This is a genomic window from Halogeometricum sp. S1BR25-6 (assembly GCF_031624495.1).
Classification (GTDB): domain Archaea; phylum Halobacteriota; class Halobacteria; order Halobacteriales; family Haloferacaceae; genus Halogeometricum; species Halogeometricum salsisoli.
Map to the genome: position 1 here is coordinate 332467 of NZ_JAMQOP010000003.1, position 15431 is coordinate 347897.

The 15431-nt window shown below is 69.1% G+C and carries 14 protein-coding genes; 11 read left to right on the top strand and 3 right to left on the bottom strand.

Annotated features, from left to right (window positions below; genetic code table 11):
• The first annotated feature begins 104 nt into the window (after positions 1–104).
• On the top strand, positions 105–1838 hold the full coding sequence (locus tag NDI76_RS16685; protein ID WP_310925273.1) for a hypothetical protein: 1734 nt from the start codon (positions 105–107) through the stop codon (positions 1836–1838).
• An 83-nt stretch (positions 1839–1921) separates the two neighbouring features.
• The gene (locus NDI76_RS16690; RefSeq protein ID WP_310925274.1) at positions 1922–3181 is read left to right on the top strand and encodes a sulfite oxidase; all 1260 of its coding nucleotides are present in this window, start codon (positions 1922–1924) and stop codon (positions 3179–3181) included.
• 4 nt (positions 3182–3185) lie between these two features.
• On the opposite strand, the gene NDI76_RS16695 is transcribed toward NDI76_RS16690, so the two are convergent.
• Entirely contained in the window at positions 3186–3404 is a 219-nt protein-coding gene (locus tag NDI76_RS16695) for a hypothetical protein (RefSeq protein WP_310925275.1), read from the bottom strand.
• Positions 3401–3925, bottom strand: a complete 525-nt coding sequence (locus NDI76_RS16700) for a DUF2243 domain-containing protein (protein ID WP_310925276.1) — start codon at positions 3923–3925, stop codon at positions 3401–3403. The genes NDI76_RS16695 and NDI76_RS16700 overlap by 4 nt, the downstream gene beginning before the upstream one ends.
• 146 nt (positions 3926–4071) lie before the next feature.
• Between NDI76_RS16700 and NDI76_RS16705 the strand changes: the two genes are divergently transcribed.
• The 3 genes from NDI76_RS16705 to NDI76_RS16715 all read left to right on the top strand — a co-directional run bounded on the left by NDI76_RS16705 (position 4072) and on the right by NDI76_RS16715 (position 7480).
• On the top strand, positions 4072–5469 hold the full coding sequence (locus NDI76_RS16705; protein WP_310925277.1) for a dihydrolipoyl dehydrogenase family protein: 1398 nt from the start codon (positions 4072–4074) through the stop codon (positions 5467–5469).
• 179 nt (positions 5470–5648) lie between these two features.
• Complete coding sequence (locus tag NDI76_RS16710) at positions 5649–7214, top strand: Na+/H+ antiporter NhaC family protein (RefSeq protein WP_310925278.1); 1566 nt, start codon at positions 5649–5651, stop codon at positions 7212–7214.
• A gap of 107 nt (positions 7215–7321) precedes the next feature.
• The gene (locus tag NDI76_RS16715; protein ID WP_310925279.1) at positions 7322–7480 is read left to right on the top strand and encodes a hypothetical protein; all 159 of its coding nucleotides are present in this window, start codon (positions 7322–7324) and stop codon (positions 7478–7480) included.
• 130 nt (positions 7481–7610) lie between these two features.
• Here NDI76_RS16715 and NDI76_RS16720 read toward each other — a convergent pair whose 3' ends face one another.
• Complete coding sequence (locus NDI76_RS16720; RefSeq protein WP_310925280.1) at positions 7611–7826, bottom strand: DUF7511 domain-containing protein; 216 nt, start codon at positions 7824–7826, stop codon at positions 7611–7613.
• 212 nt (positions 7827–8038) lie between these two features.
• Here NDI76_RS16720 and tenA point away from each other — a divergent pair, with 212 nt between their 5' ends.
• The 6 genes from tenA to NDI76_RS16750 all read left to right on the top strand — a co-directional run bounded on the left by tenA (position 8039) and on the right by NDI76_RS16750 (position 15387).
• The gene (gene tenA, locus NDI76_RS16725) at positions 8039–8704 is read left to right on the top strand and encodes a thiaminase II (protein WP_310925281.1); all 666 of its coding nucleotides are present in this window, start codon (positions 8039–8041) and stop codon (positions 8702–8704) included.
• Positions 8701–9471 (top strand): TenA family protein, encoded by a 771-nt coding sequence (locus tag NDI76_RS16730; RefSeq protein WP_310925282.1) that lies wholly within the window; start codon positions 8701–8703, stop codon positions 9469–9471. Before tenA ends, NDI76_RS16730 begins: the two co-directional genes overlap by 4 nt.
• Positions 9465–11057 carry a sodium:solute symporter family transporter gene (locus NDI76_RS16735; RefSeq protein ID WP_310925283.1) on the top strand — a complete coding sequence of 531 codons (1593 nt, stop codon included), beginning with the start codon at positions 9465–9467 and terminating at the stop codon, positions 11055–11057. Before NDI76_RS16730 ends, NDI76_RS16735 begins: the two co-directional genes overlap by 7 nt.
• Before the next feature lie 103 nt (positions 11058–11160).
• A complete protein-coding gene (locus tag NDI76_RS16740) occupies positions 11161–12486 on the top strand; it encodes a divalent metal cation transporter (RefSeq protein ID WP_310925284.1) in 1326 nt (441 codons plus the stop codon).
• A 374-nt stretch (positions 12487–12860) separates the two neighbouring features.
• Positions 12861–14231, top strand: a complete 1371-nt coding sequence (locus NDI76_RS16745; RefSeq protein ID WP_310925285.1) for a nucleotide sugar dehydrogenase — start codon at positions 12861–12863, stop codon at positions 14229–14231.
• Entirely contained in the window at positions 14215–15387 is a 1173-nt protein-coding gene (locus NDI76_RS16750) for a glycosyltransferase family 2 protein (RefSeq protein ID WP_310925286.1), read from the top strand. Before NDI76_RS16745 ends, NDI76_RS16750 begins: the two co-directional genes overlap by 17 nt.
• Positions 15388–15431: the final 44 nt, after the last annotated feature.

The window sequence follows — 15431 nt, forward strand, 5'->3', positions numbered from 1 at the left end:
TAATATCGGCAGATGACACGTTTCGGTATGACCCTCCCGAACGCCCTCCGGACGACCGAGATACGACCCGACCGACGCTCGTCCGCCCGCGGACTGAGCGCCTGATGTCCTCGCCGAACACCTCCGAGGAGTCCGGCGACCGAGCGAGCGACGAGGAGACGAGCGAGTGGTCCCCCGGCGGCGGCCGCGACGGCGGCCGTCCCCCGTTGGTCGCGCTACTCGGAGTCGCCCTCCTCCCCCTCCTCGTCGCGTGGTTCTTCCGGCCGACGCTGCACGCGGTGGTGTACGCGCTGTACACGACGCCGCTGTTGGTCGTTCCGCTGGTCGCCGCCGTCGTCGCCGGGTGGTTCTCCGCCGGGTACGCGCGGCGCGAAACGCCCTCGGAGTACGGTATCGGCGGCGACGACCGGCAGGTGAGTCCGCTCCGGGTGGCGGGCGTCGTGTTCGTCGTCGGTATCCTCGTGCTCTCGCCCGTCGTCAACGTCGTCGCCGGCGCCACGCTGAGCGACCGGACGATGGCGGGCGCGACGACGGTGGAGCGACTCGACGACGTCGACGCCGACAACCCGCGCATCGTCACCCGCGCGGTGGCCGAGCAGTACGCCTCGAACACGCTCAATCGGCCGCAGTACCGGGTGGGCGAGACGGCCATCACCGTCGCGAACGGGACGCCGTACTGGGCGGCGCCGCTGTCGCCTGACGGCCTGTTCAACGTGCTGACGAAAAAGCAGGCGGGGACGGTGCTCGTCGACACGACGACCCAAGGGGCGAACGTCCGGGTCGTCGAGGGGACGATGGAGAAGGGCATCGGCACCGTCTTCTTCGAGAGCTACCGCTGGCACCTTCTGAAGAGCGGAGAGTACCTCGTCGACTACGGCGACCCGAAGATGGTCGTCGAGAACGGCACCCAGCACATCGTTGTCCCGTACTCGAAGCCGACGTTCCACCTGACGCCGATTCCCCACTCGACGCCGTCGTGGGGCGGCGTCGCCGTCGTCGACCCGGACGGCACCGTCCGAACGCTCTCGCCGGAGCAGGCCGCCGAGAGTTCCGTGCTCGCGGGTCAGCAGTTGTACCCCGAGGACCTCGCGCGGCGGCGGGTCGCCGCGACGAAGTACCGCAACGGCATCGTGAACACGTTCACGAGCCACGAGGACGAGATAGAGGTCGCCCCCCTCCCCGGAGACGACAACGACCAGCCGTTCTTCGTGCTCACCGAGGAGGGCCCCCAGTACGTCGTCGCCGTCGAACCGTACGGGGAGGCGCAGGGCCTCCGCGAGGTGTGGACGATAGACGGCCAGACGGGCGCCTTCGAGGTGTACCGACCGACCCAGTCGCTGTTCGGTCCGCAGAAGGCCGCGGACCTGGTCAGACAGGCCGCCCGGCAGACCGACTGGAACCGGTTTTCGCCCGCCGAGCCGATACTGACGGTGATAGACGACCGCGAGTACTGGCAGGTGCGCATCGTCCCCGAGGACAACAGCGGTATCGCCTACGTCGCGTTCGTCGACGCGCAGAGCGGCGACGTGCGGGAGTTCGAGGACACCGACGCGATTCGGCGGTTCCTCGCCGGGGCGACGCCGACGAACGCGACCGGCGGTGCGGGCGACGCGGCCGGGGCGGGCGGCGGGTCCGGGTTGGGGAACGGCGCGCCGACCGTCGTCGTCCAACGCGTCGCGGAGAACGGCACGGTGCTGGAGACGATGGAGGTGTACGGCGACGAGACCGTTCGCATCCGACAGCCCGCGAACGGGACCGAGACCGGAAACGCCTCGACGGCGTCGGCGGGGTCCGCGGAGACGAACACGACGGCGGGCGGGATTCGAGCGGGCGCCTGAAGGACGACGGTCGCCGACGACCAGCCCCTTTCACGCGCAGGCAGCACAGCCGAGTGCGTCCCCCCTGAACCGACGGTCCCCCGATGTCTCCGAGAGATACCGACGAGAGCGAGGCGTCCCGGCCGCGTGACGAACCGGTCGCCGAGACGTACTCCGGACTGGAGGCGCTCTCGACCGACCCCGACAACGCGCAGACCGACTCGCGGGAGAACTTAGAGAGCTACCTCACGCCGCGGGAGGAACACTACGTCCGAAACCACCACCGGACGCCCGAGATAGACGCCGAGGAGTGGACCGTCTCGCTGACGGGCCTCGTGAATTCGGAGGCGGACCTGTCGATGGCGGCGATACGGAACGACTACCCCACCGAATCGGTCGTCCACATGATGGAGTGTTCGGGCAACGGTCGGGCCTACTTCTCGCCGGACGCCGAGGGCGACCAGTGGACGTTCGGCGCCGTCGGCAACGCCGTCTGGACCGGGACGCCCCTGCGAGCGGTGCTGGAGGACCACGGCGCCGAAAGAGATGAAGAGAAGTGGCTGACGGTGATGGGCGGCGAGGCGAAGGCGGACGAAGACGTGTTCTGCCGGTCGATTCCGATGGCGAAGGCGCTCGACGACTGCATCCTCGCCTACGAGATGAACGGCGACCCGATGACCGCCGAGCACGGCTACCCCGTCAGACTCCTCGTGCCGGGGTGGTTCGGCAACAACAGCGTGAAGTGGGTCGAGGAGGTGCGCGTGATGGACTCGATGGTCGCCGGCGAGGAGTGGGAGTCGCGGGACGGCCGCGACTACACCGAGTACCAGCAGTCCTCCTACCGAATCGTCCCCGCGCAGGACGACGAAGCCGAACGGTACGCCTCGGTGGACAGCGTCGACACCCACGACCAGATGCGGGAGACCGAGGAGATACGGAACGCCTACTTGTTCGACCAACTCGTCAAATCGCTCGTCACGTCGCCGGCGGACGGCGCCGTTCTCTCGCCGGGCGCCGACGGGCGCGTCGAGGTGACGGGCGTGGCGTGGTCCGGCGACGACGCGGTCGAACGCGTCGAGGTGTCCACCGACGGCGGCGAGACGTGGGGTGAGGCCGAGTTCGTCGGTCCGGACCTCGGCCGCTACGCTGTGCGGAAGTTCCGGTACGTCTGGGACGCCGACCCCGGCGAACACACCGTCGTCGCGCGCGCGACGGACGACCGCGGGCGGACGCAACCGGCGACGGTGTCGGACCCCGAGGAGGGCCTGCGCGGTATCGAGGGCGACCGCTACCCGTGGAACCAGAAGGGGTACGGGAACAACGCCTACCGACCGCTCGGTTCCTCCGTCACCGTCGAGCGGTAGCCGCCTACGCCGTCGCCCCGACCCGCGCGAGCAGTCTGTCGCAGACCAGCACGCCAGCCGCGATAACGACCCAGAGACCGAGGACGGCGACGAGGAGCGCCGACCAGTGCGGAATCGGCGTCGACGCCGGGGCGCCTGCGCCGCCGTGAAGCGGCACGGGGGCGACGAGTGCGGCGTGCGCGACGGACGTCGAGAGCGCGGCGAGGGGGAGCACCGGCGTCACGCCGCCTCCGTCGCGCTCTCGGCCCGCCGCTTCACGCCGGTGCGGTAGACGTAGTAGCCGGCGCCGAGGATGAGGAGGCTCACGGCGGCCCAGTGTGGGTTGTACTGTCCGCCCTGCGAGAGCGGTTGGTGCAGACCGAGGAGGACGTGGTCGACGAGCACGTCGTACAGGTCGAAGGCGCCAAGGCCGATGACCGCCGCGCCGGCCACCGGTCGGAGCGCGAGGGGAACGTCGGTCCGGCGTTCGGACTGCCAGAGGAGACCGGCGCCGACGCACATGATGACGAGCATCGCGAGGGAGAACAGACCGTCCGCGAGGATGTTCGTCCGGAGGCCGGTCATCGTCGTCTGCGGGTAGATTCCCGAGAGGAGGTGGTGCCACTGGAGGACGTGATGTAAGACCAGCACGTCGATGAGGCCGCTGAAGCCGAAGCCGAACACGCCCGCCGAGAGGAGCGACCGACGGGTGACGCCGTCGGCCGCCTCCAGCGAACGGGTCGAAGAGGAGGTCTGACCGCTCATTGGTAGCTCTCGAACGCACACACCGGAAGGCGGCGGGGCTGTATATGCAGGTGGTTCAAACGCCGGGCGTCGGGTACGCGACGGCGACTCGGACAGAGGGCGGCCCGGCAAGACGCCTTTTCACGCTCGTGTCCGTACCGCCGATGATGCGCGAGTACGACCTCATCGTTCTCGGCGGCGGAACCGGAAACATCGTCGCGGCGGCGGCCGCGGATGACGGACTGGACGTCGCGCTCGTCGAACGCGACAGGCTCGGCGGCACCTGCCTCAACCGCGGCTGTAACCCCTCGAAGAAGCTCATCCACCGGGCCGACGCCGCCGAGTCGATCGCGAACGCCGATTCGCTCGGTCTCGACGCGTCGCTAGACGGCGTCGCGTTCGGGGATATCGTCGACGAGGTCACCGAGGAAGTGACCGAGGCGGCCGAGGCGAAGGCCGAACGCGCCCGCGAGCACGAACGCATCGATTTCTACCAAGCGGAAGGGCGGTTCGTCGACGAGCGGACGGTCGAAGTGGATTCAGAGGACGGTACGGAGGAACTGACCGCCGAGCGTATCGTGCTCGCGGGCGGGTCGCGGCCGATGATTCCCGACTCCATCGACGGCACCGACGAGGTGGACTACCTCACCAGCGACGAGGCGCTTCGGTTGGGGGAGTTGCCGGACCGCCTCGTCGTCGCCGGCGGCGGCTACATCGCCGTCGAGATGGCGCACCTGTTCGGCGCCCTCGGGACGGACGTGGCCGTCGTCGGCCGAGGGGACGTCCTCCTCGACAGGGAGGACCGCGAGGTGGCCGAGCGACTGACCGAGGCGTACGGCGAAAAGCACGAACTCCACCTCGGCCGCGAGGTAACCGCACTCCGCGAGGACGGCGAGGAGACGGTAGTCGTCGCCGAATCCGCGGATGACGGCGACGGAAGCGGCGACCGCATCGAACTCGCCGGCGACGAGGTGCTGTTGGCGACGGGTCGGCGACCCAACTCCGACCGTTGGAACGCCTCGGCGGCCGGACTCGACACCGACGACGGATTCGTCGAGACGGACGAGTACCTCGAAACCTCCGTCGACGGCGTCTACGCCATCGGCGACATCGCGGGCAACTACATGTTCAAACACTCCGGCGACAAAGAGGCCGAACACGTCGTCGAGACGCTGACCGGCGAGTCGCGGTCGGCGGTGTCCTATCCGGGAATGGCGCACGCCGTGTTCGGGTCGCCGCAGGTCGGAAGCCTCGGAAAGACCGAGGAAGAGCTAGACGGCGGCTACGAAGTGGGTACGCACGCGTACGACGATACCGCGCTCGGGTCGGTACTGGCGGACGACGGCGGGTTCGCGAAGGCCCTCGTCGCCGACGACGGCGAGGTGCTCGGGTTCCACGTCGTCGGCCCGCACGCGTCGATGCTCGTCCACGAGGTGAGCACCGCCGTCGCCGCCGGCGCGGACGCCGAGACGATAGCCGAGACCATCCACGTCCATCCGGCGCTGTCGGAAGTCGTGCAGGGTGCCTTCCGCGACGTTCGGGACGTGGCGCCGTCGGGAATCTGACTCCCGCGGCGCCGCCGAACCTCCGAACAGGCGTCTCGACGGTGTGAGACCGCAGCACACCTCGATGTAGTGTCTCGCGGCCGAACATATTTTTCTGTCCGAGGGTGCGAACCTAATTTTACAATATCACGAATCTCGGCGATAAAACTTAACACACGGGAGAAGAGAGACTGGCTGTCATGCCCGCAGAGTCGTACGGAGCCATCAGCCTGCTCCCGGCGCTGTTCGCCATCGTGCTGACGCTGGTGAGCCGGCAGGTGCTCCTCTCGTTGTTCACCGGAATCTGGATCGGCGCGACCATACTGGTCGGGTGGAACCCCATCGGGGGGATGGCCCACTCCCTCCAGTTGGTCATCAACAGCCTCATCACGCCGTTCAACAGCAAACTACTGTTGTTCACGTTCCTCTCGGGGGCGATGCTCGGGATGATATTCCTCTCGGGCGGGATGAAGGCGCTGGCTGAGCGCATCATCGCCCGCATCAAGACCCGAAGACAGGCCGAGGTCGGCACGAGCATCCTCGGGATGCTCATCTTCGTCGACTCCTACGCGAGCACGATGATCACTGGGTCGGTGATGCGACCCATTACCGACCAGTTCGACATCAGCCGCGAGAAACTCGCGTACCTGCTCGACTCGACCACCTCACCGGTCGTGAGTATCGCCGTCGTCTCGACGTGGGTCGGGTTCGAGGTGGGACTCATCCGCGACCAGTTCTCCTCGCTCGGCATCGACCAGAGCGCGTTCGTGGTGTTCCTCCAGAGCATCCCGTACCGCTTCTACAGCCTCCTCGCAATCGCGCTCGTGTTCATCCTCGTCGGCATGGGTTGGAACTTCGGCCCGATGAAGCGCGCCGAGAAGCGCGCGAAGGAGGAGGGGAAGGTGCTCGGGGACGACGCCGACCCCCTCATCGAGACGCGCGAGGAGGACATCGTCACGCCCGACCACGTCGACTCGCGCTGGTGGTACTTCGCCGCACCCATCGTCGCCTTGGTCGCCGTCACCGGGTTCGGTCTGCTGTACTCCGGCGGGTGGCCGTCGACGGCGCCCGTCGAGGCCCTGAAGGACGCCGCCACCGCCGACGCCATCCTGTGGGGCGTCTTCTCGGCCTGCGCCCTGCTGCTCGCCATCCTCGTCGGACACGCCCGCATCGAACTCGAAGCGGTGAGCGACTCCATGTTCGAGGGGTTCAAGATGGTGATGTTCCCGGTGGCCGTCCTCACGCTGGCGTGGACCATCGGCGGCGTCAGCGAGACGCTCGGCGTCGGACCGTTCGTCGTCAGCATCGCGGAGGGCATCATCACCGCGCCGCTCCTGCCGGCTATCGTGTTCGTCGCCGCGGCCATCGTCTCCTTCTCCATCGGCACCTCGTGGGGGACGATGGGCATCATGTTCCCCGTCGCGGTGCCGTTGGCGTTCCAACTCGGCGCACCGCTTCCGGGCGCTATCGGCGCCATCCTCACCGGGTCGCTGTTCGGCGACCACTGCTCGCCCATCAGCGACACGACGGTGCTGTCGTCGATGTTCGCCGGCGCCGACCACGTCGACCACGTGAACACGCAGATTCCCTACGCGGTGCTCTGCGGGGCGGTGGCGACGCTGCTGTTCCTCGCCACCGGATACGGATTCAGCGGCCCAATCCTGCTCCTGCCCGTGGGCGTGCTGGCGCTGTTCGTCACCGCGTACTACCTCTCGGAACGCCGCGACGCGGACGTTCCGAACGTCTTCGGTTCCTCGTCGGACTGACGAACCCCGACGCCGTCTGACTTTTTTGACGCCGAACGACGAGCGAGCGCGCGGTCGAACCGCTCGGGAGGCGTTTTTTGTCACTGGTGCGATCAGATGTGGGCAGAATGGAACGGGCGTACGTTTACTACGGCTTCCTCGCGCTCTGGGGCTGGACGGACGGGACAGACGCGCTCCTGACCGGAGCGACGCGGGGGTGGAACGTCCCGTCCGCCGTACAGGCCGTCGCCGGCGCCCTGCTGGTCGCGGTGGCGGGACGAGGCTAGCGAGGGGGTCGCCGTCCGACTTCGAGGTCGGTCCGGCCGGGTTCTGGGGCGTCGTGCTCGGCGTCTCGGCCCTCCTCGGACTTCGTCTGCTCCGAGTTCGACCGACCCGTCGATGGAAAGGCTTCGTCGCTCACGCCATCTTCGCGAGACTCACGAACGACCCTTCTTCGGCGGTTATCCACGTCGTCGTGCGCTCGAAGCCGACGAGGTCGGGCGGGAACAGCGTACACTCGGCCGGCCCGCCTCGCGGGAGGACTATCTCAGCCGTCAGTCGCGGCGGTCGGTCCGTCGGCCCCGTCTCTCTCGGCGGGCGGTTCTCGGCGTTGTGCGTGGCGTTGTCGTCCATCGTTGTGACCTCGGGAGCGAATTCGCTCTCCACGGCAACTACGACCACCGGGCGCATGACTGGCCACCGTGGTTCCCGGCGGGCGAGAACTGCGGGCCCCGTCGGCTCCTCGACCGCGCGTTCGCGACGCGGGAGTAGTCGGCCCCCCACCCCGTGAAGATTATCCAGTGATATTACCAACGTATTTCATCACCGAGCCGGTACGGGCGAGCATGAGCTTCACCGACGACCTATCGACGGTTGCGGACCCCATCTGGGACGCCATCGAGGACCACCCGATGGTCCGGCGGTTGGGCGCGGGCACGCTGTCGACGGACCCCTTCGAGTACTGGGTGCGGCAGGACTACGTCTACCTCGTCGACTACGCGCGGGTGTTCGCCTACGGCGCGGCGACGGCGCCGGATTTGGAACGAATGGGCACGTTCGCCGAACTCTTAGACTCGACCATCAACACCGAGATGGACCTCCACCGCGCGTACGCCATGGAGTTCGGAATCGGCGAAGCGGAGTTGGAAGCGACGGAGGCGTCGCCGACGACGCGAGCGTACACGGACTTTCTCGTCCGCACCGCCGCGACGGGGTCGTTCGGCGACCTGGTGGCCGTTCTCCTCCCGTGCATGTGGGGGTTCAACGAGACGGCCGAGCGACTGCGGGCGACGGGCAAACCCGACGACGAGCGCTACGCCGAGTGGATAGACACCTACGCGGGCGCGGAGTTCACCGAACTCACGACGTGGTGCAAGGAGCTGATGGACGACGTGGCCCGCGGCGCGAGCGACGCGGAACGCGAGCGCTACCGCGACCTGTTCTACGAGTCAGGGCGGTACGAGTACCGCTTCTGGGACGCCGCGTGGCGACAGGAGGGGTGGGAGCTATGAGCGAGAGAGACGGGGACGAACGCGGACCCGAGCGCGAGTCCGTCCCCGAGTCGTTCGACGCGTACGCCGAGACGGTCGCCAACGCCCGCGTCACCGACTGGCTCCGGGAGCGCGCCGAACCCGAGTGGATGGCGGCGACGACCCACCGGTTCACCCGCGAACTGGGCGCCGGCGAGGTGGACGACGCGGCGTTCCGGCGGTATCTGGTGCAGGACTACGCCTTCCTCGGGTCGCTCGTCGGCCTCGTGGGACACGCCGTCGGCGACGCGCCGACGATGGCGTCGAAGCGTCGGCTGTCGACGTTCCTCGGAACGCTCACATCCGAGGAGGACGACTACTTCGAGCGCTCCTTCGAGGCGCTGGGCGTCTCACCGAAACGGTACGAGAACCCGACGCGAACGCCAACGACGCTGGCGTTCGAGGACCTCATCGGCCGCGCCGCGCGGGAGGGCGGCTACGCCGAACGACTGGCCGTGCTCCTGCCCGCCGAGTGGGTGTACGAGGAGTGGGCGACGGCCGTCGACGAGGGGTCCCAATCCCCCGACCGATTCTACCTCGACGAGTGGGTGCACCTCCACGCGAACGAGGAGTTTCGGGCGTTCGTGGGATGGCTCCGCGCGGAACTCGACCGCGAGGGCGCCGCGGCCTCCCCGCGGCGTCGGCGCCGCCTCGAACGGCTCTTCGCGCGGACCGTCTCGCTGGAAGTCGCGTTCTTCGACGACGCCTACGGGGACCACGCGTCGAGCGGGGGTGAGCGGGAGTGGTGAGTTCGACCGTCGCCCTCGGCCTCACCGTCGTCACCCTCTCCGTCTTCGCGGGGTTGGGACTGTGGGTCTCGCGGGGGCGCGTCGACTCCGTCGAGGACTTCATCACCGCCCGCGGCGCCGCGGACGAGGGGCGGTTGAGCGCCACGCTCGTCGCCTCGGTGATGGGCGTGTGGATACTGCTGTCGGCCCCCGAGGCGGGCGCGCTGTACGGTATCGCCGCGGCCGTCGGCTACGGACTCGGCGAGGCGGCGCCGATGCTCGCGTACTCCCGATTAGGGCCGCAGATTCGAGAGCTGATTCCGGAGGGGCACTCGCTGACCGAGTACGCCTACGCGCGGTACGGCGGCGCGATGTACGCGTTCGTCCTCGCGGTCAGCGCCCTCTACATGTTCGTCTTCCTCGCCGCCGAGTTGACGGGCATCTCGCTGGCGTTCCACTACGTCGCCGGCGTCCCCCAGTGGCAGACGGCCACGCTCGTCACCGGGTTCGTCCTCGTCTATACCGCCTACGGCGGCCTCCGGGCGAGCATCGCCACCGACGCGGTGCAGCTGGTCGTCGTCCTCCCCCTCCTCGCCGGAAGCGTCGCGGCCCTGCTGTTCGCGCTCGGCGGACCCGGCGCCGTCGTCGACGGCGTCGCGGACGCGAACCCGGCGCTCTTGGACCCCGGCTACGTCCCCGGCCTGCGGTTCGGCGTCGCCCTCGTGTTCGCGGTGCTCGGCGCGGAACTACTCAACCAGACGTGGTGGCAGCGAATCTACGCCGCCGACGGCTCCGAGACCGTCAAGCGGAGCTTTCGCGTCGCGACCGTCGCGAACGGGCTTATCCTCCTCGTGGCCACGCTGCTCGGCGTCGTCGCCGTCGGAAACTCCGGCGTCGTCACGACGGGCGCGGAGTACAACGCCGGCGTCGCCTTCTTCGTTCTCCTGGACGGCGCGTTCTCCGAACCACTGGTGGTCGGCGTCCTCCTTCTCGCCCTGCTGCTCGTGACGAGCACGGCCGACTCGCTGTTCAACGCCCTCTCGAGTCTCGTCACCGCCGACCTGCCGCGGGTGCTGGACGACCCCGACGACCGGACGCTCCGACTCGGCGCGCGCGCCGTCACCGTCGTCGTCGCCGTCGCCGCCGTCGCCGTCAGCCTCCGCGCGCGCAGCGTCCTCAGCCTGTTCTTCGTCGCGGACCTCCTCGGCGCCGCCGTCGGCGTCCCCCTCGTCTACGGGCTGTTCAGCGGTCGGCTGTCGGGACGGGGCGCGCTGGCGAGCGCCCTCCTCGGCCTCGCCGTCGGGAGCGCGTTCTTCCCCTTCCCGTTCGGACTGCACGGCGCGGTCGACTCGCTCCTCGGCGGCCTCCTCCCCGCGCCCGACCCGACCTACCTCGTGCCGTTCGCCGGCGCGTTTCTCGTCTCTTCGGCCGCGGCGGCCGTCGCGGCGCGCTTGTCGAGCCGCGAGTTCGACCTCGACCGCCTCTCGCGGGAGATTCGCCGCCTCGACCGACCCGTCGCCGACGGCGGAACGCCGCGCGACCTGGACGGTCCGAACGGGCCTGACGGTCCGGGCGGTCGACCCTCCGAGGGGGCGGAGGACCGATGAGTTCCGTCGCACGCGCCGCGCGCGACGACCTCGCGCTCGTCACCGGTGGTGCCGACGATGAGTCGGCAGCACGTCGAACAGCGTTCGACGGCGGTGACGACCGATGAGCGACGCGACGCCGACGCTCTCTGGGAATCGACTGGCGGGGGTGCGCGAGCGACTGTCCGGGATGGGCCCCGCGTGGGTCGCAGGCGCCGTCGCGGCCGGACCGGCGACGATGGCGAGTCTCGTCACCGCCGGAGCGGCCTTCGACTACGCGCTGCTGTGGGTCGTCGTGCTGTCGGCCGCGGCGGGGACGCTCGCGCAGTATCTCGCGATGCGGTTGGGGCTGCTGACCGAGCGCGGAATCGTCGCCGTCGTGGAGGCGCACCTCGGCGAGCGGTGGGCGTGGCTGCTCGTCGCCGACGTGGTGGTCGCCGCCGGCGCCGCACAGTTGGTGATACTGAACACGCTCGCGACCGTCACGGCGACGGTGACGGGCGTGAGCGCGGGAGCCTGCGGCGTCGCGTGGGCGCTGGTGCTCGCGGGCGGACTGGCGGGACGGGGCTACGACTTCCTCGAACTGGCGGCGAAACTACTCGTGGCCGGCGTCGTCGTCGCGTTCGTCTCCTCGCTTCTCGTCGTGCCCGTCGACCCGGGTGCCGCGGCGCGGGGACTCGTCCCGACGCTCCCTGCGGGCAGTGCGGTGCTGGCCGCCGGCATCCTCGGCGGCGCAGTGCACGTCACGCTGGTGACGATGCACTCGTACACGATGCGGGCACGCGGGTGGTCGGCGTCGGACGCGGGTCTCGCCGTCTTCGACGTGGTCGCCTCGATGTTCGTCGCCTTCGGCGTCTACAGCGTCGCCATCTTCCTCGTCGCGGCGAGCGTGCTGTCGGACCCGAACCTCACGACGGTGGGCGCCGCGGAGGCGCTGGGTCCGCTCGTCGGCCCGAGCGCGGAATGGCTGTTCCTCCTCGGACTCGGCGGCGCGGCCGTCTCGACGCTCGGGGGCAACACCGTCGCGCCGCCGTTCCTCCTCGCGGACAAACTCGGCTGGGGGACGACGGTCGAGGACGGACGCTACCGCGCCTTTCTGGCCGGATTCGCGCTGCTGTCGGCGCCGGGCGCGTTCATCGGCGGCGAGGTGCTCGGCCAACTCGTCCTCGTCCTCGCCCTCGGCACCGTGGGAACGCCGTTCGCCCTCGCCCTCGTGCTCTACCTCCTGAACTCCCCGGCGGCGCCCGAACCGACCTCGGCGCTCGCCAACGTCGGCGGCGTCGCAGTCTTCCTCGTCTCGGGTGCGCTGGCGACGAACTTCGTCCGCGGGGAGGTCGCCGGCGGCGTCGGTCCGCTCTCGGGGGGCGTCCTCGCGTTCGCCGTCGTCGTCGCCGTCGCGACGGTCGGCCTCGCCGGAAAGTACGTCCGCGAGGAAGTTGGGAGCGCGTAGGCGCGGTCGGACCGCCCGGTCGCCGGCCGCCGGTCACCTCCGGTCGTCGGTACCGCCGAATCGGACCTTCCGTGTGCTGTGTGTCCGTACAGCACACCGACCGCGTTTCGATGCGGTGCTGCTAGATATTCACACGCGGTCGAAACGGGCGCTAACCCCCCGTGTACGGCGAATTAGTATCCGGTTGACAGGGCCAAGTACCGTATAACAAAGTACGTACCTCCCGGTTCGGTCGGTAGACCCGCCTCTCTACTCGGCGGTCGAACACACATGCTCGAAGTTACACAGGCGGCCCCTTCGACCCGCGCTCTCCACGGAATCGAGGGAACGACAGTCGACGCGCAGACAGCGACATCGCACGGCCGGAGGTCGACGTGGCGGTGACGGGTCTGTACGAGAGCCGACAGGACCCGGACGAACAGCGGCGGGCGTTCACGTCCGGCGAGGTTCCCGTCTCAGTCGTCGGTCTCGGGAAGATGGGACTCCCCCTCGCCGCGGTGTACGCCGAGACGGCCGGCGACGTGGTCGGCGTCGACGTCGACCAGGACGTCGTCGACGGCATCAACGAGGGCCGCTCGCACATCAAGGGCGAACCGGGCCTCTCGGACCTCGTCGCCGAACAGGTGGAGGCCGGGCGACTCCGCGCCACCACCTCGGCCGCCGAAGCCGCCGAAGCCGCGGCGGTGCACGTCGTCATCGTCCCGACGCCGCTGACGAACGACCACGAACCGGACCTCTCGGCGCTGACCGCCGCCGTCGAGGGTATCGGCGAGGGCCTCTCGAAGGGCGACCTCGTCGTCGTCGAGTGCACCGTTCCGCCGGGAACGTGCGAGGGCCGCGTTCGCCCGCTCCTCTCGTCGGTCAGCGGCCTCGACGAGGACGAGTTCGGCGTCGCCTTCTGTCCCGAACGGACGTCCAGCGGACGGGCGCTGAAGGACATCCGCGGCGCGTATCCCAAGGTCGTCGGCGGCGCGGACGAAGAGAGCGGCCGCGCGGCCGAACTCGTCTACGGCGAACTCACCTCGAACGACATCGTCCCGATGGAGGACGCGACGTCGGCGGAGGCGGTGAAACTGTTCGAGGGCGTCTACCGCGACGTGAACATCGCCCTGGCAAACGAACTCGCAAAACTCGACCGCGACCTCGGCATCGACGTCAACGAGGCCATCGACGCGGCGAACACCCAACCGTTCTGCGACATCCACACGCCCGGTCCGGGTGTCGGGGGCCACTGCATCCCCTTCTACCCGTACTTCATCATGAAGTACACCGAGACCGACACCCCGCTCCTGCGGACGGCCCGCGAGGTGAACGACTCGATGCCCGCACACACCGTGCACCTGCTCGCCGACGGTCTGGAGGCGATGGGGCGCGACGTGGACGGGTCGACCGTCGCGGTGCTCGGAATCACCTACCGGGCCGGCGTCGAGGAGACGCGGAAGACGCCCGCCGCCGGCGTCATCGACGGCCTGAACGCGCGCGGCGCGAAGGTGCTCGCCGCCGACCCCCTCATCGACGACATCGAGTCGTTCGGTGCGACGCCCATCGAGGCCCGAGATATTCCCGATGCAGACGTCGACGCCGTCGTCCTCGTCACCGCTCACGAGGAGTTCGCCGATATCGACTGGGGGCGTCTCGAAGACGCCCTCCTCGTCGACGGACGCGGCGTCCTCGAAGAGTGGTGCGGCGACGGCGACTACCGCATCCTGACCATCGGAGGGGGAGAGCGTGTATCGGGACAGTAGCGTCGCCGTCGTCGTCCCCGCCTACAACGAGGAGGGGTTCGTCGGCAGCGTGGTGCGCGGTATCCCGGCCTACGTCGACAAGATATACGTCGTCGACGACCGGTCGACGGACGGCACGTGGGACGAACTGCAGGAGTGCGCGGAGCGGATGAACGCCGAAGGCGAGGGCGACGGCGAACGCGTCGTCCCCATCCGCCACGAGCGGAACCGCGGCGTCGGCGGCGCCATCAAGACCGGTTACAAACGGGCGCTGCGCGACGAAATCGACGTGACCGCCGTCATCGCCGGCGACGGGCAGATGGACCCGAGCAAACTGACGCAGTTTCTCGACCCCATCGTCGACGGCGAGGCCGACTACACGAAGGGTAACCGCCTCTGGCGCGAGGACACCTGGCGTGAGATGTCGCGGTGGCGGCTGTTCGGCAACCGACTGCTCACCGTCCTGACGAAGATAGCCAGCGGCTACTGGGGAATGGTCGACCCGCAGAACGGCTACGCGGCCATCTCGCTGCGGGCCCTCGAGGAACTGCCGATCGACGACCTCTACGAGGAGTACGGCTTCCTCAACGACCTGCTGGTGCATCTCAACGTGCAGGGGCTCCGAATCGCCGACGTGCCGCACGAGGCGGTGTACGGCGAGGAGCAGAGCGGTATCAAGTACTCGACGTTCGTCCCGCGACTGTCGAAGCTCCTCCTGCGCGATTTCCTCTGGCGGCTGAAGATGAAGTACTTCGTCTACGACTTCCACCCGACGGGGCTGTGTTACGCACTCGGCGCCGCCGGAACCGGCGCCGGTGCGGTCGCGGCGCTGAAGGCGCTGGCGGACCGCGACTCCGAGAGCCGCTTCACGGACCTGCTGCTGTCCGGCGTCGTCTCGCTTCTGGGATGGCTCTTCTTGGTCGTCGCCGTCGTCCTCGACATCGACCGGAACGCCGACCTGATGGCGTCCGGCGAGTACGGCGAGCGACGCGCGGAGGCCGACATCCCGGACGCGGCGTACGCGCACGCCGGCGAAGCGACGAGCGGCGCCCCGGAGCGAGCGAGCGACACCGACCGCGGTCCCGACTCCGAGAGCGAGGACGCGAGCGGGAACGAAAGTGCCGCGGACGGCGGTTCCGAGGACGTCGACCGGTCTTCCGGGGGGAGCGAACGGTGACGGACGCCCGTCGGTCCACTGCCGGCCGCCGCGGAGGTGAACGC

Excerpts from the sequence above, each read along its gene's own strand:
- tenA (WP_310925281.1), top strand. The coding sequence starts at position 8,039 with ATGAGCTTCACCGACGACCTATCGACGGTTGCGGACCCCATCTGGGAC.
- NDI76_RS16710 (WP_310925278.1), top strand. The coding sequence starts at position 5,649 with ATGCCCGCAGAGTCGTACGGAGCCATCAGCCTGCTCCCGGCGCTGTTC.
- NDI76_RS16685 (WP_310925273.1), top strand. The coding sequence starts at position 105 with ATGTCCTCGCCGAACACCTCCGAGGAGTCCGGCGACCGAGCGAGCGAC.
- NDI76_RS16730 (WP_310925282.1), top strand. The coding sequence starts at position 8,701 with ATGAGCGAGAGAGACGGGGACGAACGCGGACCCGAGCGCGAGTCCGTC.
- NDI76_RS16700 (WP_310925276.1), bottom strand. The coding sequence starts at position 3,925 with ATGAGCGGTCAGACCTCCTCTTCGACCCGTTCGCTGGAGGCGGCCGAC.
- NDI76_RS16740 (WP_310925284.1), top strand. The coding sequence starts at position 11,161 with ATGAGCGACGCGACGCCGACGCTCTCTGGGAATCGACTGGCGGGGGTG.
- NDI76_RS16715 (WP_310925279.1), top strand. The coding sequence starts at position 7,322 with ATGGAACGGGCGTACGTTTACTACGGCTTCCTCGCGCTCTGGGGCTGG.
- NDI76_RS16690 (WP_310925274.1), top strand. The coding sequence starts at position 1,922 with ATGTCTCCGAGAGATACCGACGAGAGCGAGGCGTCCCGGCCGCGTGAC.
- NDI76_RS16705 (WP_310925277.1), top strand. The coding sequence starts at position 4,072 with ATGCGCGAGTACGACCTCATCGTTCTCGGCGGCGGAACCGGAAACATC.
- NDI76_RS16720 (WP_310925280.1), bottom strand. The coding sequence starts at position 7,826 with ATGGACGACAACGCCACGCACAACGCCGAGAACCGCCCGCCGAGAGAG.